The sequence below is a fragment of the Alteromonas lipotrueae genome, from assembly GCF_019249255.1.
GTDB lineage: Bacteria > Pseudomonadota > Gammaproteobacteria > Enterobacterales > Alteromonadaceae > Alteromonas > Alteromonas lipotrueae.
Genome location: NZ_JAESDJ010000012.1, coordinates 87,178 through 105,779, shown reverse-complemented (window position 1 = coordinate 105,779; position 18,602 = coordinate 87,178). Strand labels below are relative to the sequence as shown.

Below are 18,602 nucleotides of genomic sequence, written 5' to 3'. Positions count from 1 at the left end.
TATGGACCACCGAGCGCCTATTAATAAGCGAGCGGTAAGCAAAGAAACGAATTATTAGGAGTGGCTATGAAAGCGATTGTATGTGAAGCATTTGGACCGATAGACGATTTAAAATGCAAGGAAATTGATGACCCAGTAATTAAGCCAGGTCACGTAGTCGTTAACGTAGAAGCGGCCGGTGTTAACTTTCCTGATGGGCTACTTGTACAAGGTTTATATCAAATGAAACCGCCATGCCCATTTGTGCCAGGTAATGAAGTAGCTGGTGTGGTAGCCGAAGTGGGCGAAGGTGTAAAGCATATAACTGCTGGCCAGCGCGTCATTGCGTTATCTAATCTAGGTGGTTTTGCTGAGAAAGTACTGGTGCCTGCCACGCATGTTATGCCACTACCGGATCCTATCGATGTAAAAGAGGGGGCTGCTTTAGTTACCGCACATGCTACTGCCCATCATGCACTAAAACAGCGTGCAAAAATTCAACCGGGAGAAACGCTTGTGGTAACGGGCGCAGCCGGTGGTACGGGCTTAGCCGCAGTGCAAATTGGTAAAGAAATGGGGGCAATCGTCATTGCCGTTTGTTCTACCGAAGAAAAGCTTGCGTTAGCCAAAGAGCATGGCGCGGATATACTTATTAATTACAAAGAAAAGAACTTAAAAGATGCCATTAAAGAAGCCACCAATGGCAAAGGCGCCGATGTGGTTTACGAATGTGTTGGCGGCGATACATTTCACGCCTGTAGCCGCAGCATGGCGTGGGAAGGACGTTTGCTTGTGGTGGGCTTTGCGGGTGGTGAAATTCCTCAATTCCCTGTGAATCTATCGTTAGTGAAAGGCTACTCGGTAGTAGGTGTATTCTGGGGGTCGTTTACCCAGCACGATCCAAAGGGTTTTGCCGCCAACATGAAAGAGCTTTTAACCTGGTATGTGCAAGGCAAAGTGAAAGTGGTGGTAGATGAAGCCTTACCCATGGAGCGTGCCACCGAAGCCATGGCTAAAGTGATGAACCGAGAAGTGAAAGGTAAAATGGTTATCACGCCTTAGCGTTTAAAAATGAGCTTGTAAAAAGAGACACTTGAATGAGTCACTTAAGAGAGCAGCTTAAAAGGCACTAGTAGCTAAAACGATAAGGTATGGTCAACGATTGGGTAAGCAGTCCATTACGTACCATGCCTTTTTTATTGCCTAGAATTTGCGAAGCTCAGTGATATGTAATAGCTCACCGCTTGGCCCCCACAAATAAAATACCTTCCCCCACGCTTCTATTGAAACGTCTGATATCTTAAGTTTGTCGGTGGCTTTTTTACATAATGAATGTGCCGCTTCAATATCCAGTACACATATCTGCAGCATGAAGTTGTTAGCCAAATCCTCCTGATAGAAATTCTGTAAAAAGAATTGGCAGTCACCATTTTCAAATAAGGTTAACGCATCGGAAACAAATTCACCTTTAAAGCCAATTTGGGTGTAAAACCTTTTCGATACAACATAATCTTTACTGGGAATGAATACTTTAATGTGGTCAACGTCCATGCGCTTCTCCAACCAATGGCTAAATGACTATTCAAGTTATTGTGGCATACTGATGGCATCGATAGTAGAAAGTCGCAGTATAAAAAAATATTCGGCGATTTATCGATAACGCATTTTGCGGTTGTTCACAAACTGTACATGCCAATAGGCTTGAATAAGCAGGGGGAAAAACAGGTAAGTTGGGCTAGAAACAGGGCATGCTAACGTTTACGGCAATTACTCGGCTACAACAATACCCTGTGGTAACGCAGTATGTAGCAGGCGCGTAGCGTTAGAAGCAGAAGGCTTTTGTGTTGAAACAGAAATCAAACGTTTAAGCACAAAAGAAGAAGACTGGCTTCGTACTTTTTTAACCGTCACTGGCGAATTCTGCGTAGGGTTTACATGCTGAAAATCAGATGTTTGAACTGAAGAAGACGTTGCGAATTGCGTTGATAGTTCGTTAGCTAAACTGTTCGAAGATAGGCCTAAACCAACAACAATGCTACTCATAGTAATGAAGTGTCTTAATGTCATTTTCATAAGTACTCCCAGCGTATAGTGCGGTTAGGTAAAAAGTCAGAAGCGACTAACAAGTCGCTTCGTCCGAAGGTTTTGTTTGTTCCCCTTCATTACAACTAAAGTCGCACTAAAACAAAACATCACCATTTATACTAAGGTATGAAATCTAATACTTTTGGATGCCCGTCCAAACCATCAACAGGCATCAACCAAGGTTCTACCAAGCAGTTACGCCGCCATCTACCGCGACAGTTTGTCCATTCATGTAGCTGTTACCGGGTGATAACATGAGGATCATGGCATTCACAATTTCTTGAGGCTCGCCCAAGCGTTTCATTGGGCTTCCCATGCCAAGCTGAGTTTGTGCCTCTTTAGTGTTGTAACCATCCACGTTTAATATATTGGTAGGGCTGTAAAAAGGGCACACCGCATTTACGCGTACATTCTTGCGACCGTATTCAACAGCGGCAGTTCGGGTCACGCCGGCAACTGCATGTTTAGCGGCGGCATACGCGCCACCTTTTGGGGCGCCACCCAAGCCGGCTAGGGAACTAACGTTTAATATATGTCCTTGCTTCTGCGATAACATTTGTGGAAGTTGGTACTTCATGCCAAACATCACGCCTTTTACGTTTACAGCAAACTGAAGGTCTATTATCTCTTCGGTCATTTCATGCATGGGGGCAGGTACATGAGCGATACCCGCATTGTTGATGGCGATATCTAGGCGACCAAACTTCTCTTTTGCCAACGCCACCAAGGCTTTGTTTAATTCTTCACTGGCAATATCGCCTGCTTTCGTTACCACATCAGTATAGCTCGCCACGTCAGCGCGACATGACGCCAAGTTTTCTTCATTAATATCCGATAACACCAGTTTGGCACCTCGGCTACCTAGGCCTTCTGCTAATAGGCGGCCGAAACCGCTGCCCGCGCCAGTGATCAATATCACTTTATCGCTAAAATCTAATAATGAATCCATAGTGGTTTCCTTAAGCTTGTCCAGTTGAATTAATAAAAGTGATAAGAAGATCGGCCAATTCCGGGCCTTTATCTTCTTGCACGAAGTGTCCGCCTTTCACTACTGTGGTGTGCGGCACGCCGCGACAGCCAGGTATGAATGACTGCATTAGCTTGTCACCGCCAGCGGTAACTGGGTCGCTGTCACTGAATGCGGTCATAAATGGTGTATTAAATTGTTTTAACCTTACCCATGCTTCACGGTTTGCTTGAGTTTGTGGATCGTCGGGTGTGGCGGGCACTAATAACGGAAATTGTCTGGCCCCTTCTTTATATTCTTCAGAAGGAAAAGGGGCGTCGTAAGCATCCAAAGTTTCTTGAGAAAGCATAGATACAGTTCCCCCCTTAACCACACCTGATACGGGAAATACAGGAACATCTTGCGAGAAGCGACGCCAGTTCAAAAATGCCTCGGGGGGCTTGTGCTCACCGGTAGGTAAAAACGTATTAGATGCCATGACGCCAGCAAAGCGGTCGGGCATGTCGGCTACCAGTCTTAAGCCTAGCAATCCGCCCCAGTCTTGGCAGAAGAGGGTTACTTTTCCTTCAACGGTTTGATTAAACCAGTCTTTAAGCCAAATAAGGTGGCGGGCATAGGTGTAATCTTCTCGCCTAGTGGGTTTATCTGAACGGCCAAAGCCGATGAGATCAGGTACTAGCACATTAAAGCCTGCATCGGCTAGTATCGGAATCATGGTGCGATACAGGTAAGCCCAAGAAGGCTCGCCGTGCAGAAGAAGAATAGTGTGGCCATCTTTGGGTCCGCACTGATAGTAGGCCATGACTATTTCGCCGCTTACGGTATCGGTAACGTGTACGTACCTCGGCTCATAGGGAAAGTCGGTAATAGAAGAGAATGCACTTTCAGGGGTTTTTAAAACTTGCATACTTGCCCACCTCAAATGTGAATCAGATGTAACTAATTAGTGTGTTCATTAACAAAAACACTAGCGAGGTAATCTGTCAATTCTTCCTTATACCCCATCGAATATGCGCTTAAGGGCAGTTGGGCACAAATAAAGGGGTTGCTGTCCATATTAAATATTGTGATGAATGTCTATAACACCAATAAACTTGGATGATTGACAACACTGCAATAACATCCGGTTAACGTGAATAACAGGATACCGTTATGACAGAGATGGAAAACAAGGCAGTGGACTACAAAGTCCAACAGGGCATAGCAACTATTACTATGCAAAGCGCGCCAGTAAACGCACTTTCTCGCGCAGTACGAGTTGGGCTAATAGATGGCATCGAAAGCGCATTAAGCGACGACAGTGTTAGTGCTATTGTAATCACTTCTTCTCTCGCCTTATTTTCAGGTGGCGCTGATATTAGTGAATTCTCCGGTGGCGATTTATCGCCAAATCTTCCTGAAGTCCTCGATAAAATTGAAAATGCTACCAAGCCCGTGGTGGCAGTATTGCCAGGGCCTGCGTTTGGGGGCGGATTAGAAGTCGCGCTAGCGTGTCATCACAGAATTACCTTTGCTGGAAACCAAGTGGGCCTTCCAGAAGTCAACTTAGGTATATTGCCAGGCGCGGGTGGAACGCAGCGTTTACCGCGTTTAGCCGATCCTGCTACCGCGCTAACTATGATTGTTACAGGTAAGCCTACTTCGGTAGTGAAGCTTCCAGGTGTATTCGACAAAATTTCAGACAAGCCTGAGCATTTGCTTGAAGACACCAAGCAGTACCTTGGTTCATTGAATGCTGAGAGTGGTATTAAACGCACCTGTGATATTACGCTGACAATGTCTGAAGAAGTGCAGGGCGTATTTGACGCCGTTACCGCACAAACGAAAAAAGCAGCACGGGGCTTTTTTGCGCCCTTAAAATGTATTGAAGCGGTAAAAGGCGCATACACATTAGCTTTTACCGATGGACTTAAGCACGAAGGCAAATTGTTCATGGAATGCATGAACACCCCTCAAGCCCGTGCACAGCAACATTTCTTCTTTGCCGAGCGAGCAGCGGGTCACGTGAGTGACTTTGATAAAAGCACACAAGAGCGAAGTATTGAGAAAGTTGCGGTTATTGGTGCTGGCACCATGGGGGGCGGTATCGCCATGAACTTTGCGAACGCGGGTATTCCTGTCACTATGCTAGAGCTTAAGCAAGAAGCGCTAGATAAAGGCTTGGCCCTTATTCGTAAAAACTACGAAAACTCAGCCAAAAAAGGCAAGTTAACCCAAGAGCAAGTGGAAACACGTATGGCGCTGTTAAGCGGCACTACAACGTATGACGACTTAGCCGATGTAGATCTTGTTATTGAAGCTGTATTTGAAAAAATGGAAGTGAAGAAAACCGTTTTCACTACCTTAGATAAAGTCTGTAAGCCAGGGGCTATTTTAGCGTCTAACACGTCTACCCTTGATGTGAATGAAATTGCCGCGTGTACCTCACGTCCACAAGATGTTATCGGTCTTCACTTCTTCTCGCCAGCTAACGTTATGAAGTTGCTTGAAGTGGTTAAAGCTGAAGATACGTCGGCTGACGTTATCAAAACCTGTATGAAATTAGCCAAGCGCATTAAGAAGGTAGCGGTATTGGTTGGCGTATGTTTCGGTTTTGTTGGCAACCGCATGATTGAACCTTACGGCCGTGAAGCTAACCGTTTATTGCTAGAAGGTGCAAGCCCTGAGCAAGTAGACCGCGTGCTCACACAGTTTGGTATGCCTATGGGGCCATTCACCATGGGTGACATGGCAGGCTTAGACATTGGGTACTACGTACGTCAGTCTCGCCAAGCCTTTATTTCACACGACCCTTCATACGGTGCAGTGGCTGACCGTTTAGTAGAAAAAGATCGTAACGGTCTTAAAACAGGCCGTGGTGCTTATCTGTATGAAGCAGGAAGTCGTGTTCCCATTCCAGACCCTGAAGTACTCGAGATTGCTAAACAAGAAGCTGCTCGTCTAGGGGTAACGCAGCGCGATGACATAAGCGATGAAGAAATCCTGGTGCGTTGTCTATACACCCTAATTAATGAAGGCGCATGCATTCTTGAAGAAAGCATAGCGGCTAAGTCTAGCGATATCGATGTTATCTATGTGTATGGCTATGGCTTCCCAGTTTATCGTGGCGGCCCTATGCAGTATGCAGACGAAGTTGGACTGGGTGAAATCGTCGATAAGCTATCTACCTACGCTGAGAAACTGGGAGACTACGGAAAAATGTGGTTACAACCAAGCGACCTATTAATCAAGCTAGCGCAAGAGCGCAGTAGCTTTGCAAAATTTAAAAACTAAGGAGTACGCTATGCGCGATGCAGTAATAGTAAGTACCGCAAGAACGCCTATTGGCCGTGCCTATAAAGGTGCACTTAACAATTTACCTGCCCCTACATTAGGTGGTCATGCTATTCGTAACGCCGTACAACGTGCCGGTGTCGATCCTGCCAGTATCGACGATGTGATTATGGGCGCCGCCCTAACGCAAGGCAGTGGCGGCATGAACATTGGCCGCTTAGCAGCATTAGCCGGCGATTTGCCGGTTACCGTTGCAGGTATGACGTTAGACAGACAATGTAGCTCTGGCATGTATGCCATTGCTAATGCCGCAAACAGTATTCGCACTGGCGACACCAATATTATGGTAGCTGGTGGATTAGATTCTATTTCTTTGGTTCAAACCAAAGCCATGAACATGTCTCGCGCGGTAGACCCACAATTAGTGGCTAAGCATAAGAATATTTATATGCCTATGCTGCAAACTGCTGAGGTTGTGGCACAGCGTTACGGTATTAGCCGAGATGTGCAAGACGAATACGCTTATCAAAGCCAAATGCGCACAGCGGCGGGTCAAGAAGCGGGTAAGTTTGACGACGAAATTGTGCCAATTACGGCCACTAAAGCCATTTTCAATAAAGAAACCGGCGAGACCAGTGAGCAGGAAGTCACGTTGTCGAAAGACGAAGGTAACCGCCCTGAAACCCAGCTTGAAGGTTTGCGTTCATTGAACCCTGTGATTGAAGGCGGGTGTATTACTGCGGGTAATGCTAGCCAATTATCAGATGGTGCTAGTGCAACCGTGATTATGGATGAGCATTCTGCCGCTAAAGGCCAAGCGCAACCATTAGGTATTTACCGTGGTATTGCGGTAGCAGGTTGTGAGCCAGATGAAATGGGTATCGGCCCAGTGTTTGCCATTCCTAAGCTGTTAAAGCAACACGGCTTAACCATGGACGATATTGGTTTGTGGGAATTGAATGAAGCCTTCGCAGTGCAAGTGCTTTATTGCCGCGACAAGCTAGGTATTCCTGATGAATTATTAAACGTAAACGGTGGCGCAATTTCAATTGGTCATCCTTACGGAATGAGTGGCGCACGTATGGTGGGTCATGCATTAATCGAGGGCAAACGACGTGGTGCGAAATACGTTGTTTGTACTATGTGTATTGGCGGCGGTATGGGTGCTGCTGGTTTATTTGAAGTTATATAGGTATTTGGTATGGAAGGTTATAAAGCTCCACAACGCGACGCCATGTTTGTTACACATGAGCTATTAAACTATCAAGAACATTATCAAAAGCTTGGCTTTGATGAAGCATCAGAAGATTTAGTATCAGCTATCTTCTCTGAAGCGGCTAAGTTTTCTGAAAATAGCCTAGCACCCATCAACATGTCGGGTGACGAAGAAGGGTGTAAGTGGGTAGACGGTGAAGTCACTACCCCTGCTGGCTTTAAAGAAGCTTATCAACAATACGTTGAAGGCGGCTGGCCAAGTATGTCTCACCCTGAAGAGTTTGGTGGTCAAGCACTGCCTTATTCACTTTCTTCTATTATTGCTGAATGGTTTTCCGGTGCAAACCACTCGTGGGCTATGTACCCTGGCTTAAGCCAAGGCTGCATGGAAACTATTAAAGCGCACGGAACTGAAACACTTCAAAACCAGTATTTACCGAAGCTTATTAGCGGTGAATGGACAGGTACCATGTGCTTAACAGAAGCGCATTGTGGCTCAGATTTGGGCATGCTTAAATGCCGCGCAGAACCACAAGACGATGGCAGCTACAGCTTGACGGGTACGAAGATTTTCATCTCGGCCGGTGAGCACGATATGTCTGAAAATATCGTTCACATTGTACTCGCGCGTTTGCCTGGTGCGCCAGAAGGCACTAAAGGTATTTCGTTATTTGCAGTACCTAAGTTCAACGTGTCTGATGACGGCGAAAAGCTAGATCGCAACGCCGTTGCGTGCGGCAGTATTGAACACAAAATGGGTATTAAGGCCAGTGCAACCTGTGTGATTAACTTCGACGGTGCGAAGGGCTTCTTGATTGGCCAACCTAATCGCGGCCTTAACTGCATGTTCACCTTTATGAACACTGCCCGAATCGGTACTGGCCTTGAAGGCTTAGCTGCTTCTGAAGCGTCTTTCCAAGGTGCATTGCGTTACGCTAAAGATCGTATTCAATTTCGTTCATTAACTGGTCGTAAGAACCAAGATGGTCCTGCAGATCCAATTATTGTGCACCCCGATGTACGCCGTATGCTACTTACGCAAAAAGCGTTTGCAGAAGGTAACCGTGCATTAGCAGCTTACTGCATGCAGTTGGTTGATGTGACCCTTTACGGTGATGATGCACAAGAGAAGAAGCTAGCTGATACTAAGCTTGCTTTATTAACACCTATTGTTAAAGCCTTCTTGACAGAAACAGCGCAAGAAAGCACCAGCTACGGTATGCAAGTTTACGGTGGCCATGGGTTCATCAAAGAGTGGGGCATGGAGCAGTTAGCGCGTGATACGCGTATTTGTACTATGTACGAAGGAACTACGGGTATCCAAGCTATCGATTTATTAGGCCGTAAAGTGATGGGCTCTAATGGTGAATTGCTCAATGTATTTGTACAAGAAGTACGTGAATATTGCGAATCGCTTCGCGGTAAAGCCCAGTTCAGTGCATGGACAAATGCATTAACGTCTCATTTAGATGAGTGGCAGCAACTTACCATGGATATTGGTAAAGCAGCAGCCTCCAATCCTGATGAGATTGGTGCCGCGTCGGTCGATTACCTTATGTACTCAGGCTATGTGACAGTTGCTTATTTCTGGCTGAAAATGGCCGTTAAAGCACAAGAGCAACTTGATGCAGGTAGTACTGAGACCGAGTTCTATAAGAGCAAAATATTAACCACTGGTTTCTATTTTGATCGCTTACTAACGCGTACCCGTTCACTTGTATCAGCCATGCACTCAGGCTCAGACAACCTTATGTCTATGCCAGAAAGCATGTTTGCTATCGAGTAAATACGATATGTAATGAAATGCCGAGCACCTGCTCGGCATTTTTCTTTTTTACTGTTTTGCGAAAGGCTAGGTATGCCACTAAACGCAGTAACATCTCACGCCGTTTCCATCCAACACCATTCTATTCATTATCTAGAACGAAAAGGGCGAACCTCAGATAGCCCGTTATTGATTTTATTTCATGGATTCCCTGAAAATGCCCATGCATGGGAAGCGCTCATCAATGTATTACCAAGTAATTATCATATTATTGCGCCAGATTTACCGGGATACCATCAATCAGAATCATTACCAGATAGCAGCGATTACCAAGTTCCTTCGCTGGTTACTCGTATGGGTGAATTCGTTCGTACGGTAAGCCAAGGCCGAAAAGCGATATTGGTGGGTCATGATTGGGGTGGGGCGATAGCCTGGCCGCTAGCGGCTTTTCAACCTGATTTGTTTCTTAAGCTGGTTATTATAAATGCAGCGCACCCCAGCACTTTCACTCAAGCGCTTAAAGCAAGTAGTGCACAGCGTAAGAAAAGTGAATACATAAAAGCATTAGCGGCAGAAGATGCAGAGATAGTTTTACAGCAGACCGATTTTGCCATGCTTAAGGATATGCTGGGTACTGCCATGTTTGAAAGTTCAGGTCACAAGGCTAACGAAAAAAGCTATGGGGCAAGGTTGCTTCGTAGTTGGCGCAATAACCAAACATTAACAGCCATGCTGAACTATTACCGAGAAATGCCACAAATGGCACCGGATGAGCATGCACCTGACGCTGAATTGTCACGTATACATGTGCCGCTTCTACGCGTCAGTTTACCTACATTGGTATTATGGGGGCGTTTAGATGATGCGTTTGATGAAGGCATTTTGAATGGTTTAGCAACTTACGTTCCCGACCTACGAATTGTGTATCACGATACGGCGACACATTGGGTACATAGAGAGCAAGCGAGCTGGGCGGCAAGAGAAATAACGGATTTTATAACGTAAGCATTTTTTGAAAAGCAATATGGGAAAGGGGCGTGGCCCCTTTCGGGGCCACAAGCACGGCATCCTGCCGTTACCATGTTGAACTGCTGTATCTTTACATGGTGCGAAGTATCTTAAAAACTAGATACGTTCGTTAAGTTCGCTAGAGATAGGGCTTGATTGTAGACCTTGCTCAGCAATCCACGCTTGAAGTGTTTTACCGTCTGCTTCTGGGTTTTGTAGTTCACGACTTGGCATTTTCTTAACCAAAAGTGTACCTACATCTACCGCGTTGTTTACGATAGCAGTACGGATTAGGCTGTTGCCGTTACACGAAATACCTGAGTAGTAATCATGCAATTTTAATTTGAAATCTGATTGTACACGACGCATCTTTTTACGTAGCTCGCCTTTATCGTCTGCTTGAACGATAGTGCAAATGTTCGCTAGCGCTTCGTTTACATCGGCTTGTGCTGCGTTAGAGAAAGCAAGAGTAGATGCTGCAATAACTAAAGAAGTTTTAACAATTTTCAACATGGTTAATTTCCTTTCGTATTTAATGTTTAATTTAAAGTTTGTCTGTTCGGTTCGGGAGTAATTAAAAACCAAATGGGCAGGTCAGAAAACATGCAAGGGAATAACAAGGTATCCCAAAGTATACCTTATACCAAAGTTGTAGGGCGGGTGGCGGGTTCTAGGCCTTTATTTGTAAGGTGCCAACCTAAAGTATAAGAAAAGTTGAAATTGGGCGTTCTACTGCAATTAATCAGTAAAAATGCGCAAAAATAAGCTAGAAAGGTTAGTTTAAGGAGTATTTTCACCGCCCAGCTTGCTCAAAATCGCTAATTTTTTCACTTTATTTGAATTTCGTTGGATGACAAGCAGCGTTATAGGTGAATCCGCTTTTTGTTCACAAGAAGAATGGCCGTAATGGTGGCGTTATTGAATTGCAGTATAAATAGGCGTAGATAAATAACCAACAAGGTTACCTATCTACGCGCTATGAAAAAGCTCGTTAGCTATTAAGTAAGGCTTGAGCAGTAGTTTCATTGGTAATGAGTGAATTGATAAGCTTGGATCGCAAGGCACCGAGTATGGCGTCTTTCTTATTCATACCTGCTGCGATACCCACAACTGGCTTCTCGGAAGCTAGAGTGAGTTTGCTACTGGTTACCCTTCGATTCACTTCACAATCAACAATAGCGCCTTCACGATTGTACACCCACCCAATGATTTCACCTGCGGCACCCAATGACGACAAGCTTTGTGTTTCGTTATCACTAATGAAGCCATCTACATGCAGGGGCGATGTGTTCCCTAAATTACCAATGCCTACAAAAGTAATATCGGCTTGCCGAGCCAGTTCGTGAATACGCGCAATATGAGCCTGTTGATGCAATTGTTCGCGCTCGGTTTCAGAGCCAGCAATAACAGGTAATGGCATTGGATAGTGTTGAGCTCTCACTCTATCGGCAATGTGCACTGCTACATCATAGCGAGTGGCTTCACCGTTGTTAGCAATATTCCCTACTAATGACACAATTTTATGCTGGGGGCAGTTCATCAACGCCAGTTCGTCAGCACAAGCACGCAATACGCGACCAGTACCAAACGCAATAGTTTGCGGTGAGTCAGACTTAAGTGAGCGCTCTATAGCACTGGCACCGGCTTGTCCCAACCCCAAGGTAGAATTTTCGTCGCCAACCACAGAGGGGACTACCTCACAAAACTGCAACCCAAAACGCTGTTGAATGGTTTCAGCTAACTCCATACAGCGGGCAATAGGGTGCTCGAGTCGCACCTTCACTAGCCCTTCAGACATGGCCAACGCCACTAAGCGCTGGGCACTTTGTCGAGAGGTATTTAAGCGTTTGGCAATTTCGTCTTGTGTTTTACCGCCTACATAATAAAGCCACCCAGCACGCGCGGCTTCATCGAGACGTTGATTTTCTAGGTGTTGTTTTTTACTCATTTATTCTTGTTCCATCAATCAGATACCAACATAGGGTAGGCTTGTATAAAGTTATCCCAATGTGAGAAGGTTGTCGTGTGGTTTGTTGGCATATCCTTTAAATGACTCCCCCCTGTGTAATGAATAACCTGCATGTTTGCGGCAATCCCAGCTTCAATACCCGCAGGGGAGTCTTCAATGACAATACATTGTTTAGGCGTAACCCCCATTTTTTCAGCCGCATATAAAAAGAGATCGGGGGCTGGCTTCCCATGTTTCACAAGAGAACGTGTAAATATATTGCTAGTGAAATACTGGCTTAAGCCAGTACAAGATAAGGCGTACTCTGTGCGCTCGGCTGAACTGCTAGTTGCAAGGCAATAGGGAACATTGAGCCTTGTCAGCAGACTTATAATGCCCGGTGTCGGCATTAAGTTTTCAGCAAAGCTTTTATTCAGCAAAACATGAAATTCATCTTTAATTTGAGTGGTAACAGTCAGGCCAAAATCATGCTGAAGTTGCTGTTCAACATGTTGCATACTTTTGCCAAGAAAGTTGCTGATAAAATAGTCCGCGCTAATCAACACTCCATAGGTTTCAAGTAAGTGCTGCCAGCTTTGCATCGATAACACTTCACTATCGATTAACACGCCATCACAGTCGAAAATGACAAGGCTGCTTTCTATTGTCATGTTATTCCTTATGCCCACTTATATATTGCTAAAACGGCATATAGCCCGAATGAATGTGTCGCAGCGTATGATCTGCGTAGTGTTTCCCATAGCGATTTCCAGAGAGGCTTAGTACTTCACAAGGAGGGAATTTTACGTACAAGCCCAGCCAGAAACCACTTCAATTTTACTTAATTTAGCTATTTAGCTCCATGAGTAAACGTAGGGGCAAACGTCTTTTTGAGTAATGTGCAACAACTGAGACAAAACAACGCTAGCTTCGCCATTTTTCACTATTCCAATCGATAGAATAAGTTCTAAAAAGTAAATGCGGGCGGTGTATTAATCAGGCGGTCAGGCTTATGACTTCAATATACTTAATTTACTTACGCATAACATATCGTGCCCTTACGGCGTTTTTAAGTCAACAAACGGCCCATAAACATAGCAATAGCAGTTAGATTCACCCCAATACGAACCTATTAGTAATAACATTTATTGGATACAAATTAACTTGTTAACCGAATTATAACGTTAGGCTTGTTAATTCCGTTTACATTTAAACATCGATATGTAAGTATTGCCAATTGAGAAATAACCCAGTTTAGTGGCAAATGCTCAGGTGGGCAGAAATTACTAAGCCAAGCCTGTTAATCTTCAGTGGTAGTTTAGGTCTTGGTATCGTTTTTATGAGTGTTAACGTGAAAATAATAGCGCTCATTACAAGTTTAGTTTTGGTACATGGCAGTAAAATGCTCGGCGAGTTGTCCCAAAGTGATGAATCAAGTAGCGAGATAAAAAATGAAAACGAATTCAAGCAATGTCGATATTGCACAGATAGGTGACGAGCAACTCCCTGTTGCTAAACACCAGTTGAAGGGCTGGAAGCACTTCATGGGACTTTATGCTGGTGAGCATGTTGCAGCCACCGAGTTTGTCTTTGGTGCTACGTTTGTTGCCCTAGGCGCAACCATGACCGACATTCTGTTTGGTTTACTCATCGGTAACATATTGGCTGTGCTTAGTTGGACGCTGATCACTACGCCCATTGCCGTAGATACACGCCTAAGTTTATATACTTACTTGCACAAAATTGCCGGTGATTCGATGACCAAGCTCTATAACTGGGCTAATGTCATCATATTTACAGTTATATCTGCCGCCATGATCACGGTATCAGCTACCGCGGTTCGATTCGCATTGAATATACCTGCGCAACTAGATTGGTATCCAACGAACCTTGCGTTTGTCGGTGTTGTTGCAGCGGTTGGCGTTATTGTGGTGTTTGTTGCCATGTACGGCTTTAACGCGGTGTCTGATTTTTCTCGTATTTGTGCACCTTGGCTATTCACTATGTTTGTGTGTGGTCCATTAGTGCTAATGCCAGCTTTGGCTGATGCAGTAATTGGTCAAACCTTCCTAACAAGTTGGGCTGACTTCATGCACATAGGGTCTGTGTCGGTATGGACTGGTTTAACCCCCTCTGGTGAGCAGGGCATTGGCTTGCTTGAAGTTATTGGTTTCTCTTGGGCTGCAAATACAATCACCCATTTCGGATTGATTGATATGGCTATGCTTCGTTTTGCAAAGCGTAAAGTCTACGGTCTTACTACTTCTGCGGGTATGCTTTTCGGTCACTATGTGGCATGGATTTCTGCCGGTATTATGGGGGCAGGAACTGCCATTATCGTCCAAAAATCTATTACTGAATTAGACCCAGGCGATGTAGCCTTCCACGCATTGGGTTTATCTGGCTTGGTCATCGTTATTGTTGCTGGTTGGACAACAGCGAATGCTAACTTGTACCGTGCAGGTTTGGCTGCACAGGCTATTTTTAAAGATAAATCTCGGATTAAAACCACCGCCACAGTAGGTATGGTTACCGTTGTTATCGCGTGTTTCCCTTTCGTATTTACTAAGCTACTTCCGTTACTCACGTATGCTGGATTACTCGTTGTGCCTGTAGGCGGGATTGTATTCGCTGAACACGTAATATTCCCACGTATTGGTTACACACGTTACTGGGCACATTTCCAAAACTTAACGCATAGTACACCTGCGGTGGCGACCTGGGGATTAGGGCTTGTATTTGGTTTTGGTCTAAACGCACTAGATATTATTTCATTCTACTACCTATTTATTCCAACGTGGATATTTACCATTATTGTCTACACCTTGTTGGCAGCAAAGTATGGTGCAAAGCGTCAATACGTTGAAGAAAAAGCAGAAATGGATGCTTTTTATACAGAAGTTGAAGTGCAACAGGAACGCCAAGCCGCTGAGATTCCAGCACCTGCAATTGACACATCATTGTTATCGAAATTACTACAAGTTGTGTCTTGGGGTAGCCTATTAGCGACGACGTTATTAGCCATTAATACGTTTTCGCTAAGCCCAGATATAGCGAATTACGAAGGCAACAGAGAGCTGTTCTTTAACTTGGCTTTCATATGCACAATTATTTACTTTACTACTGCTTACTGGTCAATGCGTCGCCACAAAGCACTTGCGAAATAGAGGTTTTTTATGCAACCAGCAACTAATATGCGTTTGAACCGTACTGCGTTACCTTCTCTTGATGAGAGCATCGCTGTACCTCAGTACGATGTATCTCGTGTAGAAGCCGGTATTGTTCATGTTGGTGTGGGCGGTTTTCATCGCGCCCATGAAGCCATGTACGTAGATGCGTATATGAACGTAACAGGTGACACCTCGTGGGGTATTTGTGGGGTAGGGCTGCGTGAAGCCGACCGCCATATGCAATCACGATTAAAAGAGCAAGACTACCTTTATACGTTGGTAGAGAAGCACGCCAATGGCGACCGCAAAGCGCGTGCTATTGGTGCACTTACTGACTTTTTAATTGCGGGCGATAGCCCCGTGGCCATCATTGATAAAATGGCGTCGGAGGCAATTAAAATTGTTTCGCTGACTATCACGGAAGGTGGGTATAACTTCGACCCAACTACCGGGGAATTTATTGCACAAAACCCCGATGTACAGCATGACTTAGCGAATCCTGAATCGCCGAAATTAGTTTTTGGTTATGTAACCGCTGCACTTAAAAAGCGTAAAGAAATGGGTATTGCACCTTTTACTGTCATGTCGTGCGATAACATTCAACATAATGGTGATGTACTTAAAGCCATGTTGCTGTCTTATATTCGTCTTGCGGATACCGATTTCGCACAGTGGGTTGAGGAAAACGTAAGCTTTCCTAATTCAATGGTCGATCGTATTACCCCAGCAACAACAGATGAAGACAAAGCGGCATTAGTTGATTCAGGCATTGAAGACAGCTGGCCTGTGGTATGCGAACCCTTCGATCAATGGATTATTGCTGATAAGTTTTGTAATGAACGCCCCGCGTTTGAAGATGTTGGCGCACAGTTCGTCGATAATGTGGCCCCTTACGAAAAGTTGAAGCTGAGAATGCTGAACGCGGGTCATTCTGTATTGGGGTTAACGGGTTCACTTGCCGATCTTGATACAATTCATGAAAGCGTAGCGCAAACGGAACTTCGTTCTCTTCTTGCCACCTTCATGGTAGATGAAGTCATGCCAACACTAGACCCGGTTGCAGGTATTGATGTTCACGATTACAAAAATATTTTGTTAGCACGATTTGCAAATCCGTATATTAAAGATTCGCTTTCCAGAATTTGTTTAGAAAGCTCAGCAAAAATTCCTGTATTTTTACTACCTACCATTCGTGAGAATTTAGCAAATGGTGGAAAAGTTGATATTAGCGCCTTAATACTTGCAGCGTGGAGTTTCTATTCAGACAAGCGTACTTCGCAAAAAGGTACGCCCCTAGTTATTCAAGATCAACTTGCAGATGAATTGCACCAGGCTGCTTCACGTTACCAAGATGATCCTTTGTCTTTCTTGAAAGTGACCAGTGTTTTCGGTGATTTAAGTGATGAGTCAGGCTTTACGCCTTTGTTTAAAGATTACTTGAGCCGTATTTATAGCGGTGAGTCTATTCTAGACATAGCCAAATCGTTAACGAGTGCGCCAAGCGAGCCGGCGCTCGTGTAACAGGCACAAAGAAAAGAGGCGACCTTATGGTCGCCTCTTTAAGTGCAGATTACTCTGCAACCATGTTGAATCTTTTCACATGGTATGTGAATTTTTTAGTCAGTCTTACAATCTTCCGCTCAGGGCTGTTTATTCGCCCAAGGCTGTTTATTCGCTCAAGGCTGTTTACAAACGACCGCTCAAGACTGTGGCAATTTCGTTACCTTCCAAGCCATTCTCAGAAACCCATGCTTGCAACGTTTTACCGTCAGTTTCTGGTGCTGATAAATCACTCTTTGGCATTTTCTTAACAAGAAGCGAACCTGCTTCTACAGCGTTGCTCAGCATTGCTGTGCGTATCAGGCTGTTACCGTTACAGCTAACACCTGAATAATAATCTTTTAATTTAAGGCGGTAATCTGATTCTACAGAACGCATTTTTTTGCGTAGCTCACCTTTATCATCTGCTTGTACAATAGTACAAATGTTTGCTAATGCTTCGTTTACGTTGGCTTGCGCCATGCCAGATACACCCAAAGTTGCTGCGATAACTAGCGAAGTTTTAACGATTTTCAACATGGTCAATTCCTCGGTTTAATTTAAAAGTATGTTCGTTCGTTGGGTTCTATTAAACGCAAAACTATTAAGATTAGAAAGAGTGGGTCTAATACTAAGGTATAGAGTTTAATATCTAAGCGGAATAGAAAGGGAAGATGCAAATAAAAAAGGCACACCACTTAAAGAGGTGTGCCTTCAAAAACAAGTAGTAAAAGTTAGTGGCTTTTAAAGTGGCTTGATACTTCCATTATCTGTTCACGCATCCACATATGAGCGTAATCATGATCTGCACTCACGTGCCAGTATAAGAAGTATTCAACGGTAGGTAAGTCGAAGGGTAATTCATAAATGGCTAAATCGTAGTGCTTAGCTAAATGAAATGGCAAGCAAGCAATAAGATCGGTTTTCACGATTGTGCTGGGCACGGTTAAGAAGTGTTGGCTTCTCATGACTTCTTTACGGCGTTTACCCATTCTATCCAGGGCGACATCTATAGGACCTGCACCTGATTTTCGTTGCGACACATTAATGTGACCGAGGCGTAGAAAGGTGTCCAAATCTAACCCGTTCTTTAAAGCAGGGTGATTCTTTCGTGCTAATACCACAAACCTGTCTTGCGCTATCTTCTCTTTGCACAAATGCGGGTCACTAAATGTAGATGCATCGGCAAAGAAATCTAAGGTGCCACTGGCCATCGCAGATACTATCTGGCTACGAGGAATTTCATAATTGGTAAGGCTAATATTGGGCGCTAAGTTTTGTAACCGCGAAACCAACCTTGGCATAATACTAACTTCTAGCAAATCTCTGCTGGCAAAGTTAAATGCCTTTTCTGCTGTTAAAGGATCGAACGTATGACTCTCTTGCACGCTCTTTCTTAGCAATGCTAAGGCTTGTCTCGCAGGTACAATAATGTTCTGAGCAACCGGGGTGGGTGTCATACTATGCCCGGTTCTGACGAACAAAGGGTCGTTCAACATTTCCCGTAAACGAGCCAGTGAATTACTCACCGCAGGTTGGGTAATACATAGCACATCCGCTGCTTTAGTTAGGCTTCCCGCTGTATATATGGCGTCGAATACGGCGAAAAGGTTTAAATCAATTCTATTTAGATTCATTGCGCAATCCTTGTCT

Annotated in this window: 16 protein-coding genes; 7 read left to right on the top strand and 9 right to left on the bottom strand. The window is 44.6% G+C overall.

Annotation, left to right across the window (positions count from 1 at the left end):
- Nucleotides 1–66 precede the first annotated feature (66 nt).
- A complete protein-coding gene (locus KYS23_RS15800; protein ID WP_218396321.1) occupies nt 67–1,041 on the top strand; it encodes an NADPH:quinone oxidoreductase family protein in 975 nt (324 codons plus the stop codon).
- Nucleotides 1,042–1,182: 141 nt separating this feature from the next.
- Here KYS23_RS15800 and KYS23_RS15795 read toward each other — a convergent pair whose 3' ends face one another.
- The 4 genes from KYS23_RS15795 to KYS23_RS15780 all read right to left on the bottom strand — a co-directional run bounded on the left by KYS23_RS15795 (nt 1,183) and on the right by KYS23_RS15780 (nt 3,938).
- Nucleotides 1,183–1,530, bottom strand: coding sequence for a VOC family protein (locus KYS23_RS15795; protein WP_218396323.1), 348 nt, complete (start codon nt 1,528–1,530; stop codon nt 1,183–1,185).
- A 216-nt stretch (nt 1,531–1,746) separates the two neighbouring features.
- Complete coding sequence (locus KYS23_RS15790; RefSeq protein ID WP_218396324.1) at nt 1,747–2,052, bottom strand: hypothetical protein; 306 nt, start codon at nt 2,050–2,052, stop codon at nt 1,747–1,749.
- A 196-nt stretch (nt 2,053–2,248) separates the two neighbouring features.
- A complete protein-coding gene (locus KYS23_RS15785; protein WP_159529835.1) occupies nt 2,249–3,013 on the bottom strand; it encodes an SDR family NAD(P)-dependent oxidoreductase in 765 nt (254 codons plus the stop codon).
- A 10-nt stretch (nt 3,014–3,023) separates the two neighbouring features.
- A complete protein-coding gene (locus KYS23_RS15780) occupies nt 3,024–3,938 on the bottom strand; it encodes a haloalkane dehalogenase (RefSeq protein WP_159529837.1) in 915 nt (304 codons plus the stop codon).
- 245 nt (nt 3,939–4,183) lie between these two features.
- Here KYS23_RS15780 and KYS23_RS15775 point away from each other — a divergent pair, with 245 nt between their 5' ends.
- From KYS23_RS15775 to KYS23_RS15760, 4 genes are all read left to right on the top strand, one after another.
- Complete coding sequence (locus KYS23_RS15775; RefSeq protein WP_218419335.1) at nt 4,184–6,304, top strand: 3-hydroxyacyl-CoA dehydrogenase NAD-binding domain-containing protein; 2,121 nt, start codon at nt 4,184–4,186, stop codon at nt 6,302–6,304.
- 10 nt (nt 6,305–6,314) lie between these two features.
- Complete coding sequence (locus tag KYS23_RS15770; protein WP_013783791.1) at nt 6,315–7,496, top strand: acetyl-CoA C-acyltransferase; 1,182 nt, start codon at nt 6,315–6,317, stop codon at nt 7,494–7,496.
- Between the two features lie 9 nt (nt 7,497–7,505).
- The gene (locus KYS23_RS15765) at nt 7,506–9,305 is read left to right on the top strand and encodes an acyl-CoA dehydrogenase C-terminal domain-containing protein (protein ID WP_218419333.1); all 1,800 of its coding nucleotides are present in this window, start codon (nt 7,506–7,508) and stop codon (nt 9,303–9,305) included.
- A 72-nt stretch (nt 9,306–9,377) separates the two neighbouring features.
- Complete coding sequence (locus tag KYS23_RS15760; protein WP_159529845.1) at nt 9,378–10,289, top strand: alpha/beta fold hydrolase; 912 nt, start codon at nt 9,378–9,380, stop codon at nt 10,287–10,289.
- A gap of 120 nt (nt 10,290–10,409) precedes the next feature.
- On the opposite strand, the gene KYS23_RS15755 is transcribed toward KYS23_RS15760, so the two are convergent.
- The 3 genes from KYS23_RS15755 to KYS23_RS15745 form a co-directional block, all read right to left on the bottom strand.
- A complete protein-coding gene (locus tag KYS23_RS15755; protein WP_013783794.1) occupies nt 10,410–10,805 on the bottom strand; it encodes a DUF3718 domain-containing protein in 396 nt (131 codons plus the stop codon).
- Nucleotides 10,806–11,283: 478 nt separating this feature from the next.
- Entirely contained in the window at nt 11,284–12,240 is a 957-nt protein-coding gene (locus tag KYS23_RS15750; protein WP_159529847.1) for a sugar-binding transcriptional regulator, read from the bottom strand.
- Nucleotides 12,241–12,254: 14 nt separating this feature from the next.
- Entirely contained in the window at nt 12,255–12,911 is a 657-nt protein-coding gene (locus KYS23_RS15745; protein WP_218419331.1) for an HAD family hydrolase, read from the bottom strand.
- Between the two features lie 780 nt (nt 12,912–13,691).
- Between KYS23_RS15745 and KYS23_RS15740 the strand changes: the two genes are divergently transcribed.
- Nucleotides 13,692–15,407 carry a purine-cytosine permease family protein gene (locus tag KYS23_RS15740; protein ID WP_159529851.1) on the top strand — a complete coding sequence of 572 codons (1,716 nt, stop codon included), beginning with the start codon at nt 13,692–13,694 and terminating at the stop codon, nt 15,405–15,407.
- Nucleotides 15,408–15,416: 9 nt separating this feature from the next.
- Complete coding sequence (locus tag KYS23_RS15735; RefSeq protein ID WP_218419329.1) at nt 15,417–16,931, top strand: mannitol dehydrogenase family protein; 1,515 nt, start codon at nt 15,417–15,419, stop codon at nt 16,929–16,931.
- A 165-nt stretch (nt 16,932–17,096) separates the two neighbouring features.
- Here the strand turns inward: KYS23_RS15735 and KYS23_RS15730 are convergent, their stop codons facing one another.
- Nucleotides 17,097–17,489, bottom strand: a complete 393-nt coding sequence (locus KYS23_RS15730; RefSeq protein ID WP_159529855.1) for a DUF3718 domain-containing protein — start codon at nt 17,487–17,489, stop codon at nt 17,097–17,099.
- Between the two features lie 194 nt (nt 17,490–17,683).
- The gene (locus KYS23_RS15725) at nt 17,684–18,586 is read right to left on the bottom strand and encodes a LysR family transcriptional regulator (RefSeq protein WP_013783800.1); all 903 of its coding nucleotides are present in this window, start codon (nt 18,584–18,586) and stop codon (nt 17,684–17,686) included.
- Nucleotides 18,587–18,602: the final 16 nt, after the last annotated feature.